The organism is Nocardia wallacei, assembly GCF_014466955.1.
Lineage (GTDB): Bacteria > Actinomycetota > Actinomycetes > Mycobacteriales > Mycobacteriaceae > Nocardia > Nocardia wallacei.
In genome coordinates, this window is the sequence record NZ_AP023396.1 from 24,781 (window position 1) to 43,988 (window position 19,208).

A 19,208-nucleotide genomic window follows, 5' to 3' on the forward strand; every position below is an offset into this window, starting at 1 on the left:
TAGGAGCGGGCCTCGGCGAAGGGGGGGAGTTAGCCGAGGCCCGCGTAGGGTCGGCCCGGGGGGGAGGGGCCGACCTGAACGATCCTACGCGACGATCCTCGATTGTGTGTGTATGAGGGCCGCCACTTTCGGAAAGTTTTTCGGCACTACTCGCACGAGGCGGATCGGGCCGGTGCGCGGGGCCCGGCGCCGTGGTCGAAACACGCTGTCGAAGCTGTTGGGAGGCAACCGTTTACGCAGCTCTCGGCGCTGCCGCCGAGGCGTCGGTCCGGGGTCGGCGCAACCGGCCCGCGCCTCTGCGCACGCCCGATCCAGGGGCGACGTTCCGGATTGCGCGGATTCCTGGCGTGTCGATCGGCGGCCCGCGGAATCGGGTGAGTACCGGAGGCGCGGTGGAACGAGTAGCGCACTACTCGCGATCCGTTCCGCGAGCCGGGCGACGATCGTATCGGCCGCATCCCGCCGGCACCCCCGAGCACCGCCGGATCCCGGGATGCGGCCTCCTGTTATCCGTCGTGCCAGGTCGGGGGTGGTGCGACGGGGCCGGTGTCAATCCGATGAACTTGTCGGTGCCGTGGGCAATACTGGGCAGCAGTGTCGATCAAGTCACTGCACAATCCATCACGAACGGCAGGAGCATCATGCCCGACGCCATCATCGCCGAGGGTCTGGTCAAGACATACGGGCGTCTGACCGCCCTCGACGGACTCGATCTCACGGTACCCGAAGGTACGGTCACCGCCCTGCTGGGTCCCAACGGCGCCGGCAAGACGACGACGGTCCGGGTACTCACCACCCTGCTCATCCCCGACTCCGGCCGTGCCACCGTGGCCGGTATCGACGTACTGCGCGAGCCGCAGCGGCTGCGCGCGCACATCGGCGCCTCCGGCCAGTACGCGGCGGTCGACGAGTATCTCACCGGCTTCGAGAATCTGGAGATGGTCGGGCGGCTGTACCACATGGGCGTGCAGCGCAGTAAGGACCGCGCCCGTGAGCTGCTGGAGCGTTTCCGCCTCAGCGACGCCGCCGACCGGCCCGTGAAGGGCTACTCCGGCGGCATGCGCCGCCGCCTCGACCTCGCGGGCGCGCTGGTCGCCAATCCACCCGTGCTGTTTCTGGACGAGCCGACCACGGGCCTGGACCCGCGCGCCCGCCTGGATCTGTGGGATGTCATCGAGGAACTGGTGGCCGGCGGCACCACGCTGCTGCTGACCACGCAGTACATGGAGGAGGCCGACCGGCTGGCCGACGCCATCGCGGTCATCGACCACGGCCAGGTCATCGCCCGCGGCACCGCCGACGAACTCAAGACCATGGTCGGCGGCGACCGCATCGAACTGACCGTCGACCACGCCGACAGCCTCGCGGTCGCACAGCAGGCCCTCGCCGCGCTGGCGGTCGGGGAGATCCATCTCGAGCCCGGGCTGCGGCGCATCACCGTGCCCGTCAGCGAGGGGTCACAGGCCCTGGTCGACGCGATTGGGCGGTTGGCCGAGCATCAGGTCCAGATTCACGACGTGGGCCTGCGCCGTCCCTCGCTCGACGACGTGTTCCTCACCCTCACCGGCCACGAGGCCGAAGAAATGATCAGCGAGAACGGCCACGCCGACGGCAAGGGCGCCGCGGAGCGAGTCGACGCGACGAAAGGACAGCAGCGATGAGCACGGCCGCGGCGATCGCCCATCAGCCCTCGCTCGGCACGCGCGTGTCGATGGTGGTCAGCGACAGCCTGACGATCACCAAACGCAATGTCATCAAGATCAAGCGAGTACCCGACGTCCTGATCTTCTCGACGCTGTCGCCGATCATGTTCGTTCTACTGTTCGCCTACATCTTCGGCACGGCGATCGAGGTGCCGGGGTTGTCGGGCGGCTACCGGGAGTTCCTGATCGCGGGCATCTTCGCGCAGACCTCGGTTTTCGGCGCGACGTTCACGGGCTTGAGCCTGGCCGAGGATATGCAGAAGGGCATCATCGACCGGTTCCGATCGCTGCCGATGGCCTCGGTCGCCGTGCTGATCGGGCGCACGGCAGCCGATGTCGTGATCAATGTGGTGAGCCTGGTCGTGATGTCGCTGACCGGCCTCATCGTCGGCTGGCGGATCCGCGGGTCGCTGCTGGACGCGGTCCTGGCCTATGTGCTGCTGTTGTTGTTCGCCTACGCGATCTCGTGGATCATGGCCGTGGTCGGCCTGATCGTGCGGGCTCCCGAGGTGTTCAACAACGCCAGCTTCATGGTGATCTTCCCGCTGACCTTCCTCGCCAACACCTTTGTGCCGCTGAACAAGCTGCCCGGGCCGCTGCAGGTGTTCGCCGAATGGAATCCCGTGTCGGCGGTCACCGAGGCCACCCGTCAGCTGTTCGGCAACACCAGCCCCGCGGTGCCGACACCGGATGCCTGGCCGATGCAGCATCCGGTGCTGACCACGCTGATCTGGGTGGTGGCCATCCTGGTGGTGTTCGTGCCGCTGGCGGTGCGGCAGTTCAAGCGCTCGGTCAGCCGTTGAGTCGTGGGCCACTGTGACCAGCCTTTCCTGCGCGAAGCGGGTGGCTGTGCCACAGTGGTCGCATGCAGTTGGGGAGCTCTGGGAAGTCCGGCCGGTTGCGCAACCGGCTCATCGTCGCCGCCCTCGTCGGATTCGCGGGCAGTGCCGCCTGGGTGGCGGCGCGCCGCCGTCCGCAGCTGCCGGAACCCGCCGCCGAACCGCCGCGTCTGGGCTACTCCACCAACGGGTCCGCGCCGGAGGAAGCGGCGCGCTTGCCGTAGTCGGCCCGGCACGGCCCGAACACAGTGGGATACAACTCGATTCGCCGCGTACATGGCACGATGTTCGGCGTGACCTCACCGAATCAGACCGCCGTGGCCACGCTGCACACCACACACGGCGACATCAAGATCTCGCTCTTCGGTAACCATGCCCCGAAAACGGTGCGCAACTTCGTCGGTCTCGTCGACGGCTCGGCGGCATACACGACGAAGAACGCCTCCGGCGGTACGTCCGGCCCGTTCTACGACGGCTGCACGTTCCACCGCGTGATCGATGGCTTCATGATTCAGGGCGGTGACCCGACGGGCACCGGTCGCGGCGGGCCGGGGTACGAATTCGGCGACGAATTCCACCCGGAGCTGCGTTTCGACCGCCCGTATCTGCTGGCGATGGCCAACGCCGGGCCGGGCACCAACGGTTCCCAGTTCTTCATCACGCTCGGCCCGCAGTCGCATCTCAACCGCCGCCACACCATCTTCGGTGAGGTGGTGGACCCGGATTCGCGCAAAGTGGTCGACGCCATCGGCGCCACCGACACCGATCGCAACGACCGCCCGAAGGAGCAGGTCGTCATCTCCTCCATCACCATCGACTGAATTTCGACGGAGTTTCGTGAATCCCCAGCCGCCCGCACCGACCTGCTACCGCCATCCCGATCGCAGCACCGGATTGGCCTGCACCCGGTGCGGCCGGTCGGCCTGCCCGGAATGCCTGCGCCCGGCCTCGGTGGGCCAGCACTGCCTGGACTGCCTACGGCAAGGGCAGGCGGACGTGCGCCCGGTGCGTACCGTGGCGGGCGCGCCCGCGGTACAGCGGTCGGTCCCGTACGTGACCTACCTGCTGATCGCGGTGAACGTCGCGGTCTTCGCGATCACCGCGGCGCAGGCGAACAGCGTCGCGGAGAATCAGCGCTCGCGGCTGTTCTTCGACTGGGTGCTGCAACCGCCTGCGGTGGCCGATGGCGAGTGGGCGCGGGTGCTCGGGTCCGGATTCCTCCACTACGGCCCGATTCACCTGCTGGTCAACATGTTCGCGCTCTATATCCTGGGTCGCGACTGCGAGATGGTGCTCGGCCGCCTGCGGTTCGTCACCGTCTACCTGGCCTCGCTGCTGGGTGGTTCGGCGGCGGTGATGTGGCTGGCCCAGGACACCTCGACGGCCGGCGCCTCCGGGGCGATCTACGGCCTGTTCGGCGCGATGACGGTGATCCTGCTGCGGCTGCGGCAGAGCCCGGTCCAGATGCTGGTGCTGATCGCGATCAACGTCCTGATCAGCGTGTCGCTGCCGGGCATCTCGCTGTGGGGACACCTCGGCGGCCTCGCCGCGGGCACCCTGGCCACGGGCGGGATCCTCTTCCTGCCGCAGTGGCTGCGCGCCGGGACCCCGGAGGCCGCCCGCACCATCGGCTGGACAGCGGCGGCCGGTGTCGCGGTGATCGCGCTGCTGCTCATCGTCGCCGCGGCGGCCGAACTGGCCTGAGCCCTTCGCTGCGGCGTGCTGTTCGCCGCGGGTCGGGCGGTGCATGGTCATCGCGTGTGCTGTTCGCCGCGGGTCGGGCGGTGCATGGTCATCGCGTGTGCTGTTCGCCGCGGGTCGGGCGGTGCATGATCATCGCGTGTGCTAGTCGCCGCGGGTCAAGCCGTGCACGATCATCGCGTCCAGTACGTCCTGGGGATGAGTGCCGAGATCCCAGCGGCCGAAGATCAGCAACCGGTCGTGTCCGTCGTGTTCGACGTCGAGCTCCAGATTGGGCACCTTGCGCCCGAGCCGCCGGAAACCCACCACCCGGGCACGCAGAATCCGCTCCGGCGGATACGCCACCGGTCCGAGCAACCCGCGCACGATCAGCGCGGGCGGTGTCCCGGGGACGACGGTCAGCCGCGGCCGCTGGCGCAGTCCCAGCGCGGTCAGACCGAGCAGCAGCACCGCGGCGATCCCGACCAGCAACCGGCTCGGCGCGTCACCGGTGAAGACGGCCGCCGCCACGAGCGCCACCCCGCCGAGCGCCGTCACCGCGAGCGCGGCCGGGGGAGTGGACCAGGTGAGTCGGGACGTCGAGTCGGATGCGGTCACGGTCCCCAATCGCTCCTCGAGTTGTCCACAGATCTATCCACAAGTGTGCATGAACTACACCGGTGTAGTGCTGCTCAGCGCCACCGCATCGTCATGATCAAGCCGATCACCATGAGGCCGAAGCCGATCAGGAAGTTCCAGGCGTTGAGGTTGGCCATCCACTCGATCTTGTCGTTGGCCAGGTAATACACCAGCAGCCACACCAGCCCGGCCAGCATGAAACCGAGCATGATGCAGACATACCAGACCGGTGACGGGCCGCCCTTCACCTTCACCGGAGTACGGCTGGCGGGGTTGATCGTGTAGTCGGTCTTCTTGCGGCGGACCTTCGACTTGGGCATGACGTCCTCGTATTCGGCGTACAGGTCGTACCGGCGGGGTAGGCAGCCGAGCATGTCGGCTACGCCGCACACGCCTGCCGGTCTGGGTAAAGGCTATCCCAGCTGGGTATACCCGGGCGTTCCGGACTGTTGTCGGCGCACCGCCCGGGTATTCCCGCGACGCCGATCGGGCGGCCACGTACCCTCGAACCATGCGTGTACTGGTCGTCGACAATTACGACAGCTTCGTCTTCAACCTGGTCCAATACCTGGGCCAGCTGGGCGCCGAGGCGACCGTGTGGCGCAACGACGACCCGCAACTGGCGAATATCGATGAGGTCGTCACCCGCTTCGACGGCGTGCTGATCAGTCCCGGCCCCGGCACCCCCGACCGGGCCGGGAAGAGCATCGATCTGGTGCACGCGTGCGCCGGGCATCGGGTCCCGCTGCTGGGTGTGTGCCTCGGGCACCAGGCCATCGGCGCCGCGTTCGGCGCGACCGTGACCCGGGCGCCGGAGTTGTTGCACGGCAAGACCAGTTCGGTATTCCACGTCGGCGCGGGGGTGCTGGCCGGGTTGCCGGACCCCTTCACCGCGACCCGCTACCACTCGCTGACCGTGCTCGAGGAGACGCTGCCCGCCGATATCGAGGTCCTCGGCCGCACCGAGAGCGGCATCGTCATGGCGATGCGGCACCGCACCCTGCCCGTCCACGGCGTGCAGTTCCACCCGGAGTCGGTGCTCACCCAGGGCGGGCACCGGATGCTGGCGAACTGGCTGGAGGTCTGTGGCGAGCGCCCGGCGGAGCATCTGGTCGAGCAGTTGGAGGCGGAGGTCGCGGCGCTGGTATGAGCGCCCGGCCGTATGTGCTGCTGTCGGTGGCGGTGAGCATCGATGGCTACCTCGACGACGCGAGCCCCGACCGGCTGCTGCTGTCCAATCCCGAGGATTTCGATCGGGTCGACGCGGTGCGCGCCGACTGCGACGCGATTCTGGTCGGCGCCGAAACCCTGCGCCGGGACAACCCGCGGCTGCTGGTCGGCAGTGACACTCGCCGGGCCCATCGGATCGCCGCGGGGAAACCGGAATTCCCGGTGAAGATCGTCGTCACCGCGACGGGCGAACTGGATCCGGAGCTGCGCTTCTTCCACACCGGCGGCGACAAGCTGGTCTACACCACCGACCGTGGTGCGGCACGGAGCGCGGGGCCGCTCGCGGGGCTGGCCGAGGTCGTATCCCTCGGTGCGAGTGTCGATTTCGGTGCGTTGCTCGAAGATCTGGGCAGGCGCGGCGTGGGGCGGTTGATGGTGGAGGGCGGCGGCCACATCCACACCGCCTTCCTCGCCACCGATCTCGCCGACGAACTGCTGATGGCCGTGGCGCCGGTGCTGGTCGGTGATTCCGCCGCGCCGCGATTCCTGCGCCCGGCCGACTTCCCCGGCGGACCGCGGCGCAGAATGGAATTGGCGGACGTCGCCCGCGTCGGTGACGTGGCGCTACTGCGTTATCTGCCGAAACAACGGGCAGCACCGGGAACGCCACAGTGACACGGAGGCCGCAGCGCATGGAAATACCGCAGTGACTTCGCATTTCGCGGAGCCGGGCACGGAAGGGCGCAAGTCCCACCGGTTCTGGATGCACCACGCGATCGGGCTGGCTCGGCTCTGCCCGCCGAGTCCGACCGCCTTCTCGGTCGGTGCGGTCGTCGTCGGCGCGGACGGAGTCGAACTGGCGCACGGCTATTCGCGCGAGACCGACCCCAAGGTGCACGCCGAGGAATCGGCCCTGAACAAGCTGGGCGCCGACCCGCGACTGCGACAGGCCACCCTCTACAGCACCCTCGAGCCGTGCTCGCGGCGCGCCTCGGCCGACCGCCTCCCGTGCACCGACCGCATCCTGGCGGCGGGCCTCGCGCGGGTCGTCATCGCCTGGCGCGAACCCGCCACCTTCGTCGACGACTGCGTGGGTGTGGAAAAACTCCGCGACCACGGTGTCGAGGTGATCGAACTCCCCGACCTGGCCGACGAGGCCAGATCGATGAACCGCCACCTCGACCTCACCTGAGCGGCCACCGCCGACCGGTCACGGGACGCGACCTCACTGAGCGGCCACCGCCGATCGGTCACGGGGGCGCGACCTCACTGAGCGGCTATCGCCGATCGATCACGGGGGCGCGATCACACCCGTCGCGATCGTGATGGTCGCGTTCTTGGGGATAGAGGTACCGGGCGCGGGCTGCTGGCTGAGAATGTGGCCGATGCTCGGCGGATCGAAGGTGCCCTGGGTGGTCTGGTTGATCTGGCCGACGCCGCCGGTCCAGCCCGCGCTGCGCAGCCGGTCCACCGCCTGCGACGGTGTCAGACCGACGAGGGGCGGCATCGTGATCTGATCGCTGGAGACCTGCACGGTGATGGTGGAACCCTTGTCCGCCGAAGTGTTTCCGGCGGGATCGGTGGAGAGGACCTCGCCGCTGGGGCGCGAGGACGGCACCTTCTGCACGACCACCTTGAAACCGCCGGGGTTCTCGAGATTCGCCTGCGCCACATCGATCTGCTGGCCGACCACGTCGGGCACGCGCACCTGCTCGGGCCCCTTGCCCAAGGTGATCGTGACCAGTCCCTCGGCCTCCGCCCGGGCGTCGGCCTGGGGGCTCTGCCGGATCACCTTGTCCTTGTCCTCGGGACTCGACCAGTCCCGCTGGATGTCCGGATTCAGCCGGAGATTGCCGGACGACAGCAGCTGCTCGGCCTCCTGCTGCGTGCGTTTCGCCAGGTCCGGCACCGGAAGGATCTGCGGACCGGTCGAGACCTGCAGCGTCACGGTGCTGCCCTTCGGCGCCCGGGAGCCACCGAGGGGCTGGGTCGAAATGACATTGCCGACAGCGACTTTGCCGTTGGGTTTGGGCTGCGTGCTGACCGAGAACCCGGCCCGCTGCAACTCGTCCTGGGCCACCTGCGCCGGTTTGTTCGCCAGATCGGGGATGGCCACCTGGTCCGGCTTGCTGCCGGGGCCGATCAGAAACCAGAACAACGCGAACAGCGCCGCGACACCGGCCAGCACCGCGCCCGCGATCATTGCCGTGCGGCGCGGATCGCGGGGCTCGTCGTATTCGGGTTCGTCGACATCCTCGCGTTCGACGGTGCGGTAGCCGCGCGCCGACGCGTCCATGCTGCCGAGGATGGTGGTGCGGTCCTCGTCGGTCATCACCATCGGGGCGTGCGGTTTCTGGCCGCCCAGCACCCGGATCAGGTCGGCGCGCATCTCCGCGGCGGTCTGATAGCGGTTGGCCGGATTCTTGGCCATCGCCTTCAGCACGACCGAATCCAGCTCGCGCGGCACCCCGGTGTGCACCAGCGACGGCAGCCGCGGATCCTCGCGCACGTGCTGATAGGCCACCGCGACGGGCGAGTCGCCGGTGAAAGGCGGTTCCCCCGTGAGGATCTCGTAGAGCACGCAGCCGACGGAGTAGACATCGGAGCGGGCGTCGACCTGCTCGCCCCGGGCCTGTTCGGGCGACAGGTACTGCGCGGTGCCGATCACCGCGGCGGTCTGCGTCATCGGGTTGGAGCTGTCGGCGATCGCGCGTGCGATGCCGAAGTCCATCACCTTCACCGCGCCCTGCCGGTTGATCATGATGTTGGCCGGCTTCATGTCGCGATGCACGATGCCGTTCTTGTGGCTGAAATCCAGTGCGGCACAGACGTCGGCGATGACCTCCATCGCGCGCCGCGGCGGCAGCGGACCCTTGCCGCGCACGATGTCGCGCAGCGTGTCGCCGTCGACGTACTCCATCACGATGTAGGGCAGCGGCCCGCCGTCCACCTCGGCCTCGCCGGTGTCGTAGACCGCGACGATGGCCGGATGGTTGAGCGCGGCGGCGTTCTGCGCCTCACGCTTGAAGCGCAGATAGAAGGTGGGGTCGCGGGCGAGATCGGCGCGCAGCACCTTGATCGCGACATCGCGACCGAGGCGATTGTCGCGGGCCTTGTGCACCTCCGACATTCCGCCGAACCCGATGATCTCGCCCAGCTCGTAGCGCTCGGAGAGATTCTTCGGGGTCGTCATGGCAGTCCTTGCGGTGCGATGGCCGGGGAACTACTGCTGTCTTCGGTCTGGTTCTGGGTGGTGCCGCGGGATTCGTTCCCGGTGGTGCCGTGGGTGCCGTTCCTGCCGTAATTGCCGTCGACACCCGGAATATTCGGCAATGGTATTTGGAATGTGGTCCGGGGTACGCGACCCGTGGTCGTCGGCGCGGTGGTCGTCGGCCGCTGCTGGGTCGAGCTGGGCGGTTGGGTGGTGGTGGTGGTCGTCGGGGGCGGCGTCGTCGTGGGCGGCTCGGTCGTGGTGGTGACCGGCGGCTGATAGTAGGTGCTCGTCGGCGCCTCGGTCGTGGTCGTCGGCACGACCGGCGGCGGCGCGACGACCGAGGTCGGCGACTTCGGTGTCACCGAGGATTCCGGCGGTTTGCCGCTCAGCAGTACCCACGCGGCGATGCCGCCGAGCACCAGCGCGCCGATACCCAGACCGGCGAGGGCCTTCTGCCCGTTGCCGGACCGCGACTTGTCCTCGTCATCCGGCGGCACCGCGCCGGTCCGGCCGGCCATGACGGCGGTGCCGGGCGGTTGGGCTTGCGGCCGACCGGAATTCGCGTAGCGGACGGTGGCGTCGTCGTAGTCACCGCGCGGCAGCACCGTGGTCGGACCGGGCGGCAACACCCGCGCCGCGCCGGTCTGCGGTGTGGCGAGCCCGGCGCTGCGCGGCGGCGGCGGTCGGCGGCCGGACCGGACGGCGGCCACGGCGTCGGCGAACTCGCCACCGCTGCCGTACCGCCGATTCGGCTCCTTGGCCATGGTGATCTCGATGAGTTCACGCACGTTCGGCGGCAGGTCCGCGGGCATCGGCGGCGGGGTCTCCCGCACGTGTTTCATCGCGACGGTCAGCGCGCCGTCGCCGGTGAACGGCCGCTGGCCCGACAGCGCCTCGTACCCGACCACGCCGAGGGAGTAAACATCGCTGGCGGAGGTGGCGTCCTCGCCGGTGGCCTGCTCGGGCGCGATGTACTGGGCGGTGCCCATCACCATGCCGGTCTTGGTGACCGGCGAGGCGTCTACCGCCTTGGCGATGCCGAAGTCGGTGATCTTCACCTGACCGGTCGGCGTGACCAGGATGTTGCCGGGTTTGACGTCGCGGTGCACGACGCCGGCGGCGTGCGCCACCTCCAGCGCGCGGCCGGTCTGCTCGAGCATGTCCAGGCCCTGCGCGACCGACAGCCGGTTGAGCCGGTTCAGCACGGCGTTGAGCGGTTCGCCCTGCACCAATTCCATGACCAGGTAGGCGGTTTCGCCGCCCTGCGGGTCGAAGGTCTCGCCGTAGTCGTAGATGCCCGCGATGCCCGGATGGTTCAGTTGCGCAGTCGTCTTCGCCTCGGTCCGGAACCGGTGCCGGAAGGTCGGGTCCGCGGAGAACTCGGCCTTGAGTACCTTCACCGCGACGCGGCGGTCCAGCCGGGTGTCCAGGGCCTCCCACACCTGTCCCATGCCGCCGGTGGCGATCAGCCGTTGCAGTCGGTACCGGTCCGCGATCATCGCACCGTTGTTCAGCATTGCAGCCCCCGTAGGCTCCGTCTATTTGCGCCTGACCAGGGGCCCTGCGTGGTGACGCAGGCCGCTGCCGGGCCTCGAATGTTCAGGCGTACCAACACGTTCATGTGGGTCAGCCCCCCTGCAGTCCGGCGTCGAGTACCGCCCTGGCCACGGGTGCGGCGACCGATCCGCCGGTGGCCGCGAGTGCGCGATCGCCGCCGTTCTCCACGATGACCGCGATCGCGATCTTCGGGTTCTGGGCCGGCGCGAAGGCCGTGTACCAGGCGTGCGGCGGGGTGCTGCGCGGATTGCTCCCGTGTTCGGCGGTGCCGGTCTTGGACGCGATCTGATAGGGGCGTGACTGGTTCCCTCCGGCCGTGTTCTTCTCCGAGGCGATCATCAGATTGGTCAGCTCCGTCGCGACCGGTGCGCTGATCGCCTGCCCGACCGAGACCGGCTTGGTCTTGGACAGCTCGCTGAGATCCGGGCCCTGCAGCTGGTCGACCAGGTGCGGTTCCATCCGCACCCCGCCGTTGGCGACCGTCGCCGCGATCACCGCGTCGTCCAGGGGGGTGAGGGCGACGTCGCGCTGCCCGATGCTGCTCTGCGCCAGCGACGGATTGTCCGGGATCTCGCCGACGGTGCTGTCGGCCCACTGGATCGGGATGCCCGCGTGCGGACCGATGCCGAACGCGGCCGCCTCGTCCTTCAGCTTCGCCGCGCCGACCTTCATGCCGATCTCGGCGAAGGCGGTGTTGCACGACAGCCGGAACGCGTCGTACAGCGACGCCGTCGCGCCGCCGCCGCAGTTGGAGCCGTTGTAGTTTTCCAGCGTGGTGCTGGTGCCCGGCAGCGTGATGTTCGGCGCGGCGGTGAACTGGTCCTCGGGCTTGATTCCCATCGACAGCGCGGCCGCGGTGGTCACGATCTTGAACGTCGAACCGGGCGGGTAGGTCTGCGAGACAGCGCGATTGAGCATCGGCTGGTCCTCGTCGGATGACAGCGACTCCCACGCCTGGGTGCTCTTGGCGCCGTCGTGGCCCGAGAGCAGATTGGGGTCGTAGCTCGGGGTCGACACCATGGTCAGGATGCGCCCGGTGCTCGGCTCGATCGCCACCACCGATCCCGTGTAGCCCTTGCTGGTCAGCTGCTCGTAGGCGACCTGCTGCATCGCCGGGTTGATGGTGGTGACCACGTTGCCGCCGCGCGGATCGCGACCGGAGATCATATCCACCAGCCGCCGCCCGAACAGCGCGCTGTCGGAGCCGTTGAGCACCGAATCCTCGGCGCGTTCGAGCCCGGTGCTGCCGTACTGCATCGAGTAGAAGCCGGTGACGGGGGCGTAGGCGGCCGGGTCGGTGGGATAGGTGCGCAGGTATTTGTAGCGGTCGTCGGTCGCGATCGAGCTGGCCAGCACCGCGCCCGCGCCGGAGATCTGGCCGCGCTGGCGGGAGTACTCGTCCAGCAGCACCCGCGAGTTGCGCGGATCGTTGCGCAGGCTGTCGGCCTTGATCACCTGTACGTAGGTGGCGTTGGCCAGCAGCGCGACGATCATGACCATCACGGCGATGGCGACGCGGCGCAGGGGGGTGTTCAAACCGCTTCTCCTCTCGACCGGATGAGTTCGGTCTGCGCGTCGGCGATCGGCGCCGGCTGGTCCTTGCGCCGCGCGGGGGCGGGGGCCCGGGCGGCGTCGGAGATTTTCACCAGCAGCGCGACCAGCGCGTAGTTGGCCAGCAGCGAGGATCCGCCGTAGGAGACGAACGGGGTGGTGAGGCCGGTCAGCGGGATCAGCTTGGTGACGCCGCCGACGACGACGAAGACCTGCACCGCGATGGTGAACGCCAGTCCGGCGGCCAGCAGCTTGCCGAAGCTGTCGCGCACCGCCAGCGCCGTGCGCAGGCCGCGGACCACGAAGATCGCGAACAGCATCAGCACGGCGGTGAGTCCGATGAGGCCCAATTCCTCACCGATGGTCGCGACGACGAAGTCGGTCTTGGCGAACGGGACCTGCGAGGGCCGCCCGCTGCCCAGACCGGTGCCCGCCAGTCCGCCCGTGGCCAGGCCGAACAGCGACTGCGAGATCTGGTAGCCGGTGTTGTTGTAGTCCTCGAACGGATGCAGCCAGGTCGCCACCCGGACCCGTACGTGCCCGAAGGCGTTGTAGGCGATGAAGAATCCGACCACGAGCAGCAGGCTGCCGACGATCACCCAGCCCACCCGCTCGGTGGCGATGTACAGCAGTGCCAGCACCGTCGCGAAGATCAGCAGCGAGGTGCCCAGGTCCTTCTCGAACACGAGCACCAGCAGGCACACCAGCCAGACCGCCAGGATGGGGCCGAGGTCGCGCCCGCGCGGCAGCTCCATCCCGAGGAAGCGGCGGCCCGCGGCGGTGAACAGCTCGCGCTTGGCGACCAGCACCGAGGCGAAGAAGATGATCAGCAGGATTTTCGCGAATTCGCCCGGCTGCATGCTGAATCCGGGCAGCCGGATCCAGATCTTGGCGCCGTTGGTCTCGGAGAACGCACTGGGCAGCAGCGCCGGAATGACGAGCGCGACCAGCCCGACCAGCCCGAGGGTGTAGCTGTAGCGCGCGAGGGTGCGGTAATCGCGCAGCAGTACCAGCAGCGCGACGAACAGCGCGATGCCGAACGCCGTCCACAGCACCTGCTGGTTGGCGTCGGGGGAGGGCATCGGCCAGGAGTTGTAGGCGGCGGTCTGCTCGTCGGCCAGATCCAGGCGGTGGATCAGCACCAGCCCGATGCCGTTGAGCAGCGCCACGATCGGCAGCAGCAGCGGATCGGCGAACGGCGCGAACCGCCGCACGGCCAGATGCGCCACACCGAACAACCCGAGATAGGCCAGGCCCAGCTTGGCCAGATCCCAGGTGACCTCCTGATCCTGGCTGGCCTCCACCAGCACCAGCGCCACGGTGGTGATCACCACCGCGCCGGCGAGCAGCAATGCCTCGACGTTGCGCCGCGTCGTCGGTGGTGGCGCGGGAGCGAAGCCGCCCGGTGGGCTGGGGAACGCCCCAGCCGACGGCGGTGCCGGTGCGGACATCAGTCCGCCTTCCTGCAGTTCTCCCCCGGAGTCTGCGGGGCCGGCGCGGAGGCGGTCGGCGGGACCGGCTGTTGAGCGGGAGCGTTGGTGGGCCCCGGCTCGACCGGGGTCGGCGTCGGGGTGGCGCCGTTCTCGCCCGGCGCGGGCGCCGGAACGGGGGTGGGCACGGGCACCGGCGTTTTGACACAGACCGGAAGCAGTTCCGCGGTGGTGAGTTTCTCGAGCTGGCGCTGGGCGTCGGCGAAGGTGCCCGGCTGCAGGCCGTTGTTCACGACCTTGTCGCGGCCGGTCTGCTCGAGGTCGGCGACCTGCAGCTGCTTGCAGCCGGACGGGAAGTTGTTACCGGGACGCAGCAGGCTGAGCCGGCCGTCCCGGTCGATGCAGGCGAGCTGGTCCACGTCGCGGATCGAGTAACCCACCACCGAGCCGGGGAGCCCGCGCATGATCACCACGCTGCCGGCGTCGGTGCCGACGTAGTAATTGCTGCGAATCATCTTGTAGCCCACCACGAGTCCGATCACCACGGCGAGGATCAGCGCCAGCGACAGCACGATCCAGCGCAGCTTGTGGCTCTTGCGGGGTGTGGGCGGTTCGGCGGCCACGGGCGCGCGGCGGGGTGCGGCGCGGGGCGGGCGCATCGCCGCGGCGCGGCCGGCGGCGGTGTTCGGGGGTGGCACGTCCTCGTCCTCGCCGGAGGCGGCCCCGGCCACGATCGGATGGCTCTGGCCGTAGTCCAGATCGATGACATCGGCGACCACGACGGTGACGTTGTCGGGTCCGCCGCTGCGCAGCGCCAGCTCGATGAGCCGGTCGGCCGCCTCGTCGGTGTTGCCCTCGCGCAGCGTGTTGGCCATCGTCTCGTCGCTGACCACGTCCGACAGGCCGTCCGAGCACAGCAGGTAGCGGTCGCCGGCGCGGGCCTCCCGCATGGTCAGCGTGGGCTCGATCTCGTTGCCGGTGAGCGCGCGCATGATCAGCGACCGCTGCGGATGGGTGTGCGCCTGCTCGGGGGTGATGCGGCCCTCGTCGACCAGCGACTGCACGAAGGTGTCGTCGCGGGTGATCTGGGCGAGCTCGCCGCCGCGCAGCATGTAGGCGCGGGAGTCGCCGATGTGGGCGAGGCCGAGTTTCTTGCCCGCGAACAGGATCGCGGTGAGCGTGGTGCCCATGCCGTCCAGTTCGGGCTCTTCCTCGACCTGGTCGGCGATGGCGGCGTTGCCCTCGCGTACCGCGCGGTCGAGCTTGCCGAGCAGGTCGTCGCCGGGCTCGTCGTCGTCGAGGTGGGCCAGCGCGGCGATCATCAACTGGGAGGCGACCTCGCCCGCGGCGTGGCCACCCATGCCGTCGGCCAGTGCGAGCAGGCGCGCACCGGCGTAGACGGAATCCTCGTTGTTGGCCCTGACGAGACCACGGTCGCTGCGCGCTGCGTAGCGGAGAACAAGAGTCACGATCGCAGCTCGATCACTGTCTTACCGACACGGACGGGGGTACCGAGTGGAACTCGGACCGGGGTGGTGACCTTCGCTCGATCGAGGTAGGTCCCGTTGGTTGAGCCTAGGTCTTCGACGTACCAGTCGTCGCCGCGCGGGGAGAGCCGCGCATGCCTGGTCGACGCGTAGTCGTCGGTCAGCACGAGTGTGGAGTCGTCGGCACGCCCGATCAGCACCGGCTGGGTGCCGAGCGTGATACGCGTGCCTGCGAGTGAACCCTGAGTCACCACGAGATGTCTGGCGCCCTTCTGGCCGCGACTGAAGGATGGCAGCACCGCGGAACCGCGTGCGGCCCGGGGCTGGATCCGGATGCCGGATGCCGCATAGATATCGCTGCGCAGGGTGCGGAGCACCGCCCAGACGAACAACCACAACAGCAGCAGGAACCCCGCCCGGGTCAGTTGCAGGATCAGTCCCTGCACGGCGCTCCACCTCCTGTTCGACCGGTGCCGTTGGTACGGTTCGACCCCCAACCGGCGTGCTGGTCAGCACGGCCCGGCTGCCGAGCGAATGGTGGCAGCATAATAGGGTCGACGACCGGTTGCGATCACGATACGGCCGAGGACTTCTCGGGCCCCACCGTGACCTGCACCGGCGAGCTTACGGGATCAGACGATCCGGATCAGGATCTCCGAATGCCCGGCGCGGATCACATCCCCGTCGGCCAGCTGCCAATCCTGCACGGGCGACCCGTTGACCAGCGTTCCGTTGGTCGATCCGAGGTCGGACAGCATCGCGACCTGGCCGTCCCAGCGGACCTCGATGTGGCGCCGGGAGACCCCGGTGTCGGGCAGCCGGAAGTGCGCGTCCTGGCCGCGGCCGATGATGTTGCTGCCTTCCCGTAGCTGGTAGGTCCGGCCGCTGCCGTCGTCGAGCTGCAGCGTGGCCGAGTAACCCGAACCGCTGCGCGGCGGCTGCTGCGGCTGCGCCGGAGCGGCGCCGTACCCGCCCTGCTGGCCGTAGCCCGGCTCGGCGTAGCCCGGCTGGCCGTAGCCGGCCTGGTCGTACCCGGGCTGCTCGGCGTAGCCCTGTTCGTATCCGGCCGGCGCCTGGCCGTAGCCCTGGCCCGCGTAGCCCTGCTCGTATCCGGCGGGAGCCTGGCCGTAGGCCTGCGGCGGCTGGCCGTAGTCCTGGTTCGGGTAGCCCTGCTGGCCGTAACCCTGGTCGTAGCCCTGATCGGCGTAGCCCTGGTCGTACCCGCCCTGCTGGCCGTAGCCCTGGTCGGCGTAACCCTGCTGGGCGTAGCCGCCCTGCTCGTACCCGGCCTGCTGGCCGTAGGCCGGATCGGCGTAACCGGGCTGGCCGTAGCTGCCGCCGCCCTGCTGGTAGTCGTAGCCGTTCTGGTAGTCGCCGTAGGCCTGCTGCGACTCCGGAGCGGCGTAGTCGCTCGCGGCGGGGTACTGCCCACCGCCGCGGCCGTAGTCGTAGTTCCCCGGACCGGGGCGGCCACCGGGCGGCGCGTACCCGCGGTTGCGTGGATCGGACTCCGCGGGCTCACGGCTGGGGTCGTAGCCTGAGTTCTGCGTCATGGGGCCAGCTCCTGGTTGCGGGTGTGCGGTTCGTTGTGCGGGTTGTCCAGGCCGGTCGGGCGGCCGTCGGTCCGGTGTGTCCCGGCGGCCCGCGTCCGGGTCGACCCGGCCGCGCGTTCTGAACTGCCCGGTGTGCAGCGTAGGGGATGCCTGGAATTCGACGTGCACTTCGCCGTAGGTCTGCCAGCCCTGCTCACGGATGTAGTCCTGCAGATGTTTGGCGAACGCACGGCTGGTGAGCTCGTGATCGGCGTCGAGTTCTCGCATGTCAGACGTGTTGATGGTGATCACGTAGCTGTTGGGAGCCAGCAGATGCCCGCCGTCGAGTTCGGTGACCCGATCGGTGGCCTCGCGCTGCAGCGCCGCCTCCACTTCCTGCGGCACGACACTGCCACCGAAGACCCGGGCGAAGGCGTCACCGACAGCGCCCTGCAGGCGGCGTTCGAAGCGTGACACGATCCCCATCCCGGCCTCCCTTCGGTGTTGCGCTCGTCCTGTCCTCTGTCGCAGATCCTGCTGTCGCAGATCCCTGCTGTCGCAGATCCCGTCTGTCACCAATCCGCGACACGCCAATAGGGCGTGTCGTCGGACGGACACGGTCCCTGCATGATATCCACGATCGTCCACACCTGTAACTCTCGGCGGCCCGCCGGAGTTCCCCTGCCGCAACAGGGTGGCCACATATCCGTTGACCAGGCGATTTCATATCGGCAACGGGTGCGTGATAACGTTTCCGAGTCGCTCGGGCGAGTGGCGGAATGGCAGACGCGCTGGCTTCAGGTGCCAGTGTCCTTCGGGACGTGGGGGTTCAAGTCCCCCTTCGCCCACCAGGTATCGAGGGCCCGGATCACCCGATCCGGGCCCTCGGTGCATTGCCGCCCGCACCCGCTTCGCCCGGATCGTAGCGGGTGTACGAGATATCACAGTCTCGGCACGGCCGCCGGGCGTGCCGCGCGAGTTCGCGTCAACCCCGGTTTCGGATTCACAGTGCCAGCAGGACCACCGCGAGCGCGGCGGCGAGCAGTCCGGTCCACTGGGCGCGGCTGAGGCGTTCGTGCAGGACGGTGATGCCGAGCAGCACAGGGATCACCGGATACAGGGACGACAGCGCGACCGCGACGACGGGCAGCTGGCGGTGTGTCGCGTCGAGATAGGCCGCCAAGGCCAGGGCGGCGGTCGCACCCGCGAGCGCGGCCAGCGACAACGGGCGGACCGCGGCGGTGAATGCCGCGCGGGTCCACCACACCAGAGGGACAAGGGCGCACACGGCGGCGACCCGGCCCGAGGCCACCGGCCAGAACCCCGACACCGGATCGGCGTGTGCCAGTGCCAGATATTGGATCGCGATACCGACCCCCGCCAGCAGGCCGTCGAGCACGGCCGCGCGGGAGGCGGCGGGCGCGCTGTCGGGTGTGCGCGACACCAGCCACAGGGCCGGCAGCGCCGCGACGATGCCGACAGCCGCGCTCAGCGTCGGCCGCTGGCCCTCCGCGACCACGCCGAACAGCACCGGAAGCCCCATCCCGGTGAGGGTGCTGGTGGGCACCACCGTGCTCATCGCGCCGCGGCCGAGGCCGCGGAACAGGGCGGCCATCCCAGCGGCGGTGCCCACTCCGGACAGCGCGCCCCAGGCCAGATCCGTTGCGCGCGGTGCGCCGGCGCCGGTCGCCGCGGCGAGCAGGACGGCCACCACGAGCCCGGCGCTCTGGCCGAGGATCGCGGTGACGGCGAAATGCATTCGGCGCGAGGCGATTCCACCGACATAGTCGGACAGGCCGTACAGGACCGCGGAGGCCAGCGCCATCAGCCACGCCATCGCGCTCACCCCGACCGATCGCGCGCGGCCTGTCCGACGGGGCAGACCTGTTCGTGCGTGCACGCGCGCCGGTCGCACAGCCGGCAGAGCAGGTCCGCGTCCGGCACCTCGTCGTAGATCCTGGTCAGCAGCGTGCCGAGAATCCGTTCGAGATGTGCCCGGTCCGGTTCGTCGAGCGCGCCGGCCAGGGTCTCCAGCCAGCGCACCCGTTCGCGCAGAACCATTGCGGCACTGCGGCGTCCGGCCGCCGTCAGCTCGATGGCGCGGACGCGCCCGGTTCGGGTGCGGCGCACCAGTCCGGCGTTCTCCAGCGAGTCCAGCGTGCGAGTGGCCGCGGACTGGGTCAGGCCCAGGCAGCGGCCCAGGTCGGTCACCCCCATCGGGCCGGCCTGGAGCAGGACGGTCAGTGCCGCCGTCGCGCTGGGGTTCGTCTTCGCCCGCGCGGTGACATCGCGAATCATCTTGTCGCTGACCGCCAGCGCGGTCGCGCCCAGCAGATTCGCCAGCCGTTCGATATGCATGACTCATGCATTCCCGGAATGCCGCGCATCAATCACAGCCCTTCCGGA

The 19,208-nt window shown here is 69.2% G+C and carries 19 protein-coding genes and 1 tRNA gene; 9 read left to right on the forward strand and 11 right to left on the reverse strand.

Annotated elements, in window-relative coordinates; translation table 11 throughout:
* Positions 1–641 precede the first annotated feature (641 nt).
* The 5 genes from NWFMUON74_RS00115 to NWFMUON74_RS00135 all read left to right on the forward strand — a co-directional run bounded on the left by NWFMUON74_RS00115 (position 642) and on the right by NWFMUON74_RS00135 (position 4,246).
* The gene (locus tag NWFMUON74_RS00115; RefSeq protein WP_187685999.1) at positions 642–1,661 is read left to right on the forward strand and encodes an ATP-binding cassette domain-containing protein; all 1,020 of its coding nucleotides are present in this window, start codon (positions 642–644) and stop codon (positions 1,659–1,661) included.
* Positions 1,658–2,506: an ABC transporter permease gene (locus tag NWFMUON74_RS00120; RefSeq protein WP_187686000.1), complete on the forward strand. Its 849-nt coding sequence runs from the start codon at positions 1,658–1,660 to the stop codon at positions 2,504–2,506. The genes NWFMUON74_RS00115 and NWFMUON74_RS00120 overlap by 4 nt, the downstream gene beginning before the upstream one ends.
* 62 nt (positions 2,507–2,568) lie before the next feature.
* Complete coding sequence (locus NWFMUON74_RS00125) at positions 2,569–2,766, forward strand: hypothetical protein (RefSeq protein WP_187686001.1); 198 nt, start codon at positions 2,569–2,571, stop codon at positions 2,764–2,766.
* A gap of 69 nt (positions 2,767–2,835) precedes the next feature.
* The gene (locus NWFMUON74_RS00130) at positions 2,836–3,363 is read left to right on the forward strand and encodes a peptidylprolyl isomerase (protein WP_269475309.1); all 528 of its coding nucleotides are present in this window, start codon (positions 2,836–2,838) and stop codon (positions 3,361–3,363) included.
* A gap of 16 nt (positions 3,364–3,379) precedes the next feature.
* Positions 3,380–4,246: a rhomboid family intramembrane serine protease gene (locus NWFMUON74_RS00135; protein ID WP_187686003.1), complete on the forward strand. Its 867-nt coding sequence runs from the start codon at positions 3,380–3,382 to the stop codon at positions 4,244–4,246.
* Positions 4,247–4,387: 141 nt separating this feature from the next.
* Here NWFMUON74_RS00135 and NWFMUON74_RS00140 read toward each other — a convergent pair whose 3' ends face one another.
* Positions 4,388–4,840: a PH domain-containing protein gene (locus tag NWFMUON74_RS00140; RefSeq protein WP_187686004.1), complete on the reverse strand. Its 453-nt coding sequence runs from the start codon at positions 4,838–4,840 to the stop codon at positions 4,388–4,390.
* A 74-nt stretch (positions 4,841–4,914) separates the two neighbouring features.
* Positions 4,915–5,181 (reverse strand): cell division protein CrgA, encoded by a 267-nt coding sequence (gene crgA / locus NWFMUON74_RS00145; protein ID WP_187688814.1) that lies wholly within the window; start codon positions 5,179–5,181, stop codon positions 4,915–4,917.
* 191 nt (positions 5,182–5,372) lie between these two features.
* Between crgA and NWFMUON74_RS00150 the strand changes: the two genes are divergently transcribed.
* From NWFMUON74_RS00150 to NWFMUON74_RS00160, 3 genes are read left to right on the forward strand one after another with little or no spacing between them, the layout of a single operon-like run.
* Entirely contained in the window at positions 5,373–6,011 is a 639-nt protein-coding gene (locus tag NWFMUON74_RS00150; protein WP_187686005.1) for an aminodeoxychorismate/anthranilate synthase component II, read from the forward strand.
* A complete protein-coding gene (locus NWFMUON74_RS00155; protein WP_187686006.1) occupies positions 6,008–6,706 on the forward strand; it encodes a RibD family protein in 699 nt (232 codons plus the stop codon). The genes NWFMUON74_RS00150 and NWFMUON74_RS00155 overlap by 4 nt, the downstream gene beginning before the upstream one ends.
* A gap of 31 nt (positions 6,707–6,737) precedes the next feature.
* Complete coding sequence (locus tag NWFMUON74_RS00160) at positions 6,738–7,223, forward strand: deaminase (protein ID WP_232110760.1); 486 nt, start codon at positions 6,738–6,740, stop codon at positions 7,221–7,223.
* A gap of 99 nt (positions 7,224–7,322) precedes the next feature.
* Here NWFMUON74_RS00160 and pknB read toward each other — a convergent pair whose 3' ends face one another.
* The 7 genes from pknB to NWFMUON74_RS00195 form a co-directional block, all read right to left on the reverse strand.
* Positions 7,323–9,224: a Stk1 family PASTA domain-containing Ser/Thr kinase gene (gene pknB / locus NWFMUON74_RS00165; protein WP_187686007.1), complete on the reverse strand. Its 1,902-nt coding sequence runs from the start codon at positions 9,222–9,224 to the stop codon at positions 7,323–7,325.
* The gene (locus NWFMUON74_RS00170; RefSeq protein WP_187686008.1) at positions 9,221–10,762 is read right to left on the reverse strand and encodes a protein kinase domain-containing protein; all 1,542 of its coding nucleotides are present in this window, start codon (positions 10,760–10,762) and stop codon (positions 9,221–9,223) included. Before NWFMUON74_RS00170 ends, pknB begins: the two co-directional genes overlap by 4 nt.
* Positions 10,763–10,871: 109 nt before the next feature.
* Positions 10,872–12,338, reverse strand: a complete 1,467-nt coding sequence (locus tag NWFMUON74_RS00175; protein ID WP_187686009.1) for a peptidoglycan D,D-transpeptidase FtsI family protein — start codon at positions 12,336–12,338, stop codon at positions 10,872–10,874.
* Positions 12,335–13,804 (reverse strand): FtsW/RodA/SpoVE family cell cycle protein, encoded by a 1,470-nt coding sequence (locus NWFMUON74_RS00180; RefSeq protein WP_187686010.1) that lies wholly within the window; start codon positions 13,802–13,804, stop codon positions 12,335–12,337. Before NWFMUON74_RS00180 ends, NWFMUON74_RS00175 begins: the two co-directional genes overlap by 4 nt.
* Complete coding sequence (locus tag NWFMUON74_RS00185) at positions 13,804–15,252, reverse strand: PP2C family serine/threonine-protein phosphatase (protein ID WP_187686011.1); 1,449 nt, start codon at positions 15,250–15,252, stop codon at positions 13,804–13,806. Before NWFMUON74_RS00185 ends, NWFMUON74_RS00180 begins: the two co-directional genes overlap by 1 nt.
* A complete protein-coding gene (locus tag NWFMUON74_RS00190; RefSeq protein ID WP_187686012.1) occupies positions 15,249–15,716 on the reverse strand; it encodes an FHA domain-containing protein FhaB/FipA in 468 nt (155 codons plus the stop codon). Before NWFMUON74_RS00190 ends, NWFMUON74_RS00185 begins: the two co-directional genes overlap by 4 nt.
* Positions 15,717–15,902: 186 nt before the next feature.
* On the reverse strand, positions 15,903–17,288 hold the full coding sequence (locus tag NWFMUON74_RS00195) for an FHA domain-containing protein (protein ID WP_187686013.1): 1,386 nt from the start codon (positions 17,286–17,288) through the stop codon (positions 15,903–15,905).
* Positions 17,289–17,567: 279 nt separating this feature from the next.
* Between NWFMUON74_RS00195 and NWFMUON74_RS00200 the strand changes: the two genes are divergently transcribed.
* A tRNA-Leu gene (locus tag NWFMUON74_RS00200) sits at positions 17,568–17,653 on the forward strand.
* Between the two features lie 152 nt (positions 17,654–17,805).
* On the opposite strand, the gene NWFMUON74_RS00205 is transcribed toward NWFMUON74_RS00200, so the two are convergent.
* Both NWFMUON74_RS00205 and NWFMUON74_RS00210 read right to left on the reverse strand, forming a co-directional pair.
* Positions 17,806–18,639: an EamA family transporter gene (locus NWFMUON74_RS00205; RefSeq protein WP_187686014.1), complete on the reverse strand. Its 834-nt coding sequence runs from the start codon at positions 18,637–18,639 to the stop codon at positions 17,806–17,808.
* 5 nt (positions 18,640–18,644) lie between these two features.
* The gene (locus tag NWFMUON74_RS00210) at positions 18,645–19,160 is read right to left on the reverse strand and encodes a MarR family winged helix-turn-helix transcriptional regulator (RefSeq protein ID WP_187686015.1); all 516 of its coding nucleotides are present in this window, start codon (positions 19,158–19,160) and stop codon (positions 18,645–18,647) included.
* Between the last annotated feature and the right edge of the window lie 48 nt (positions 19,161–19,208).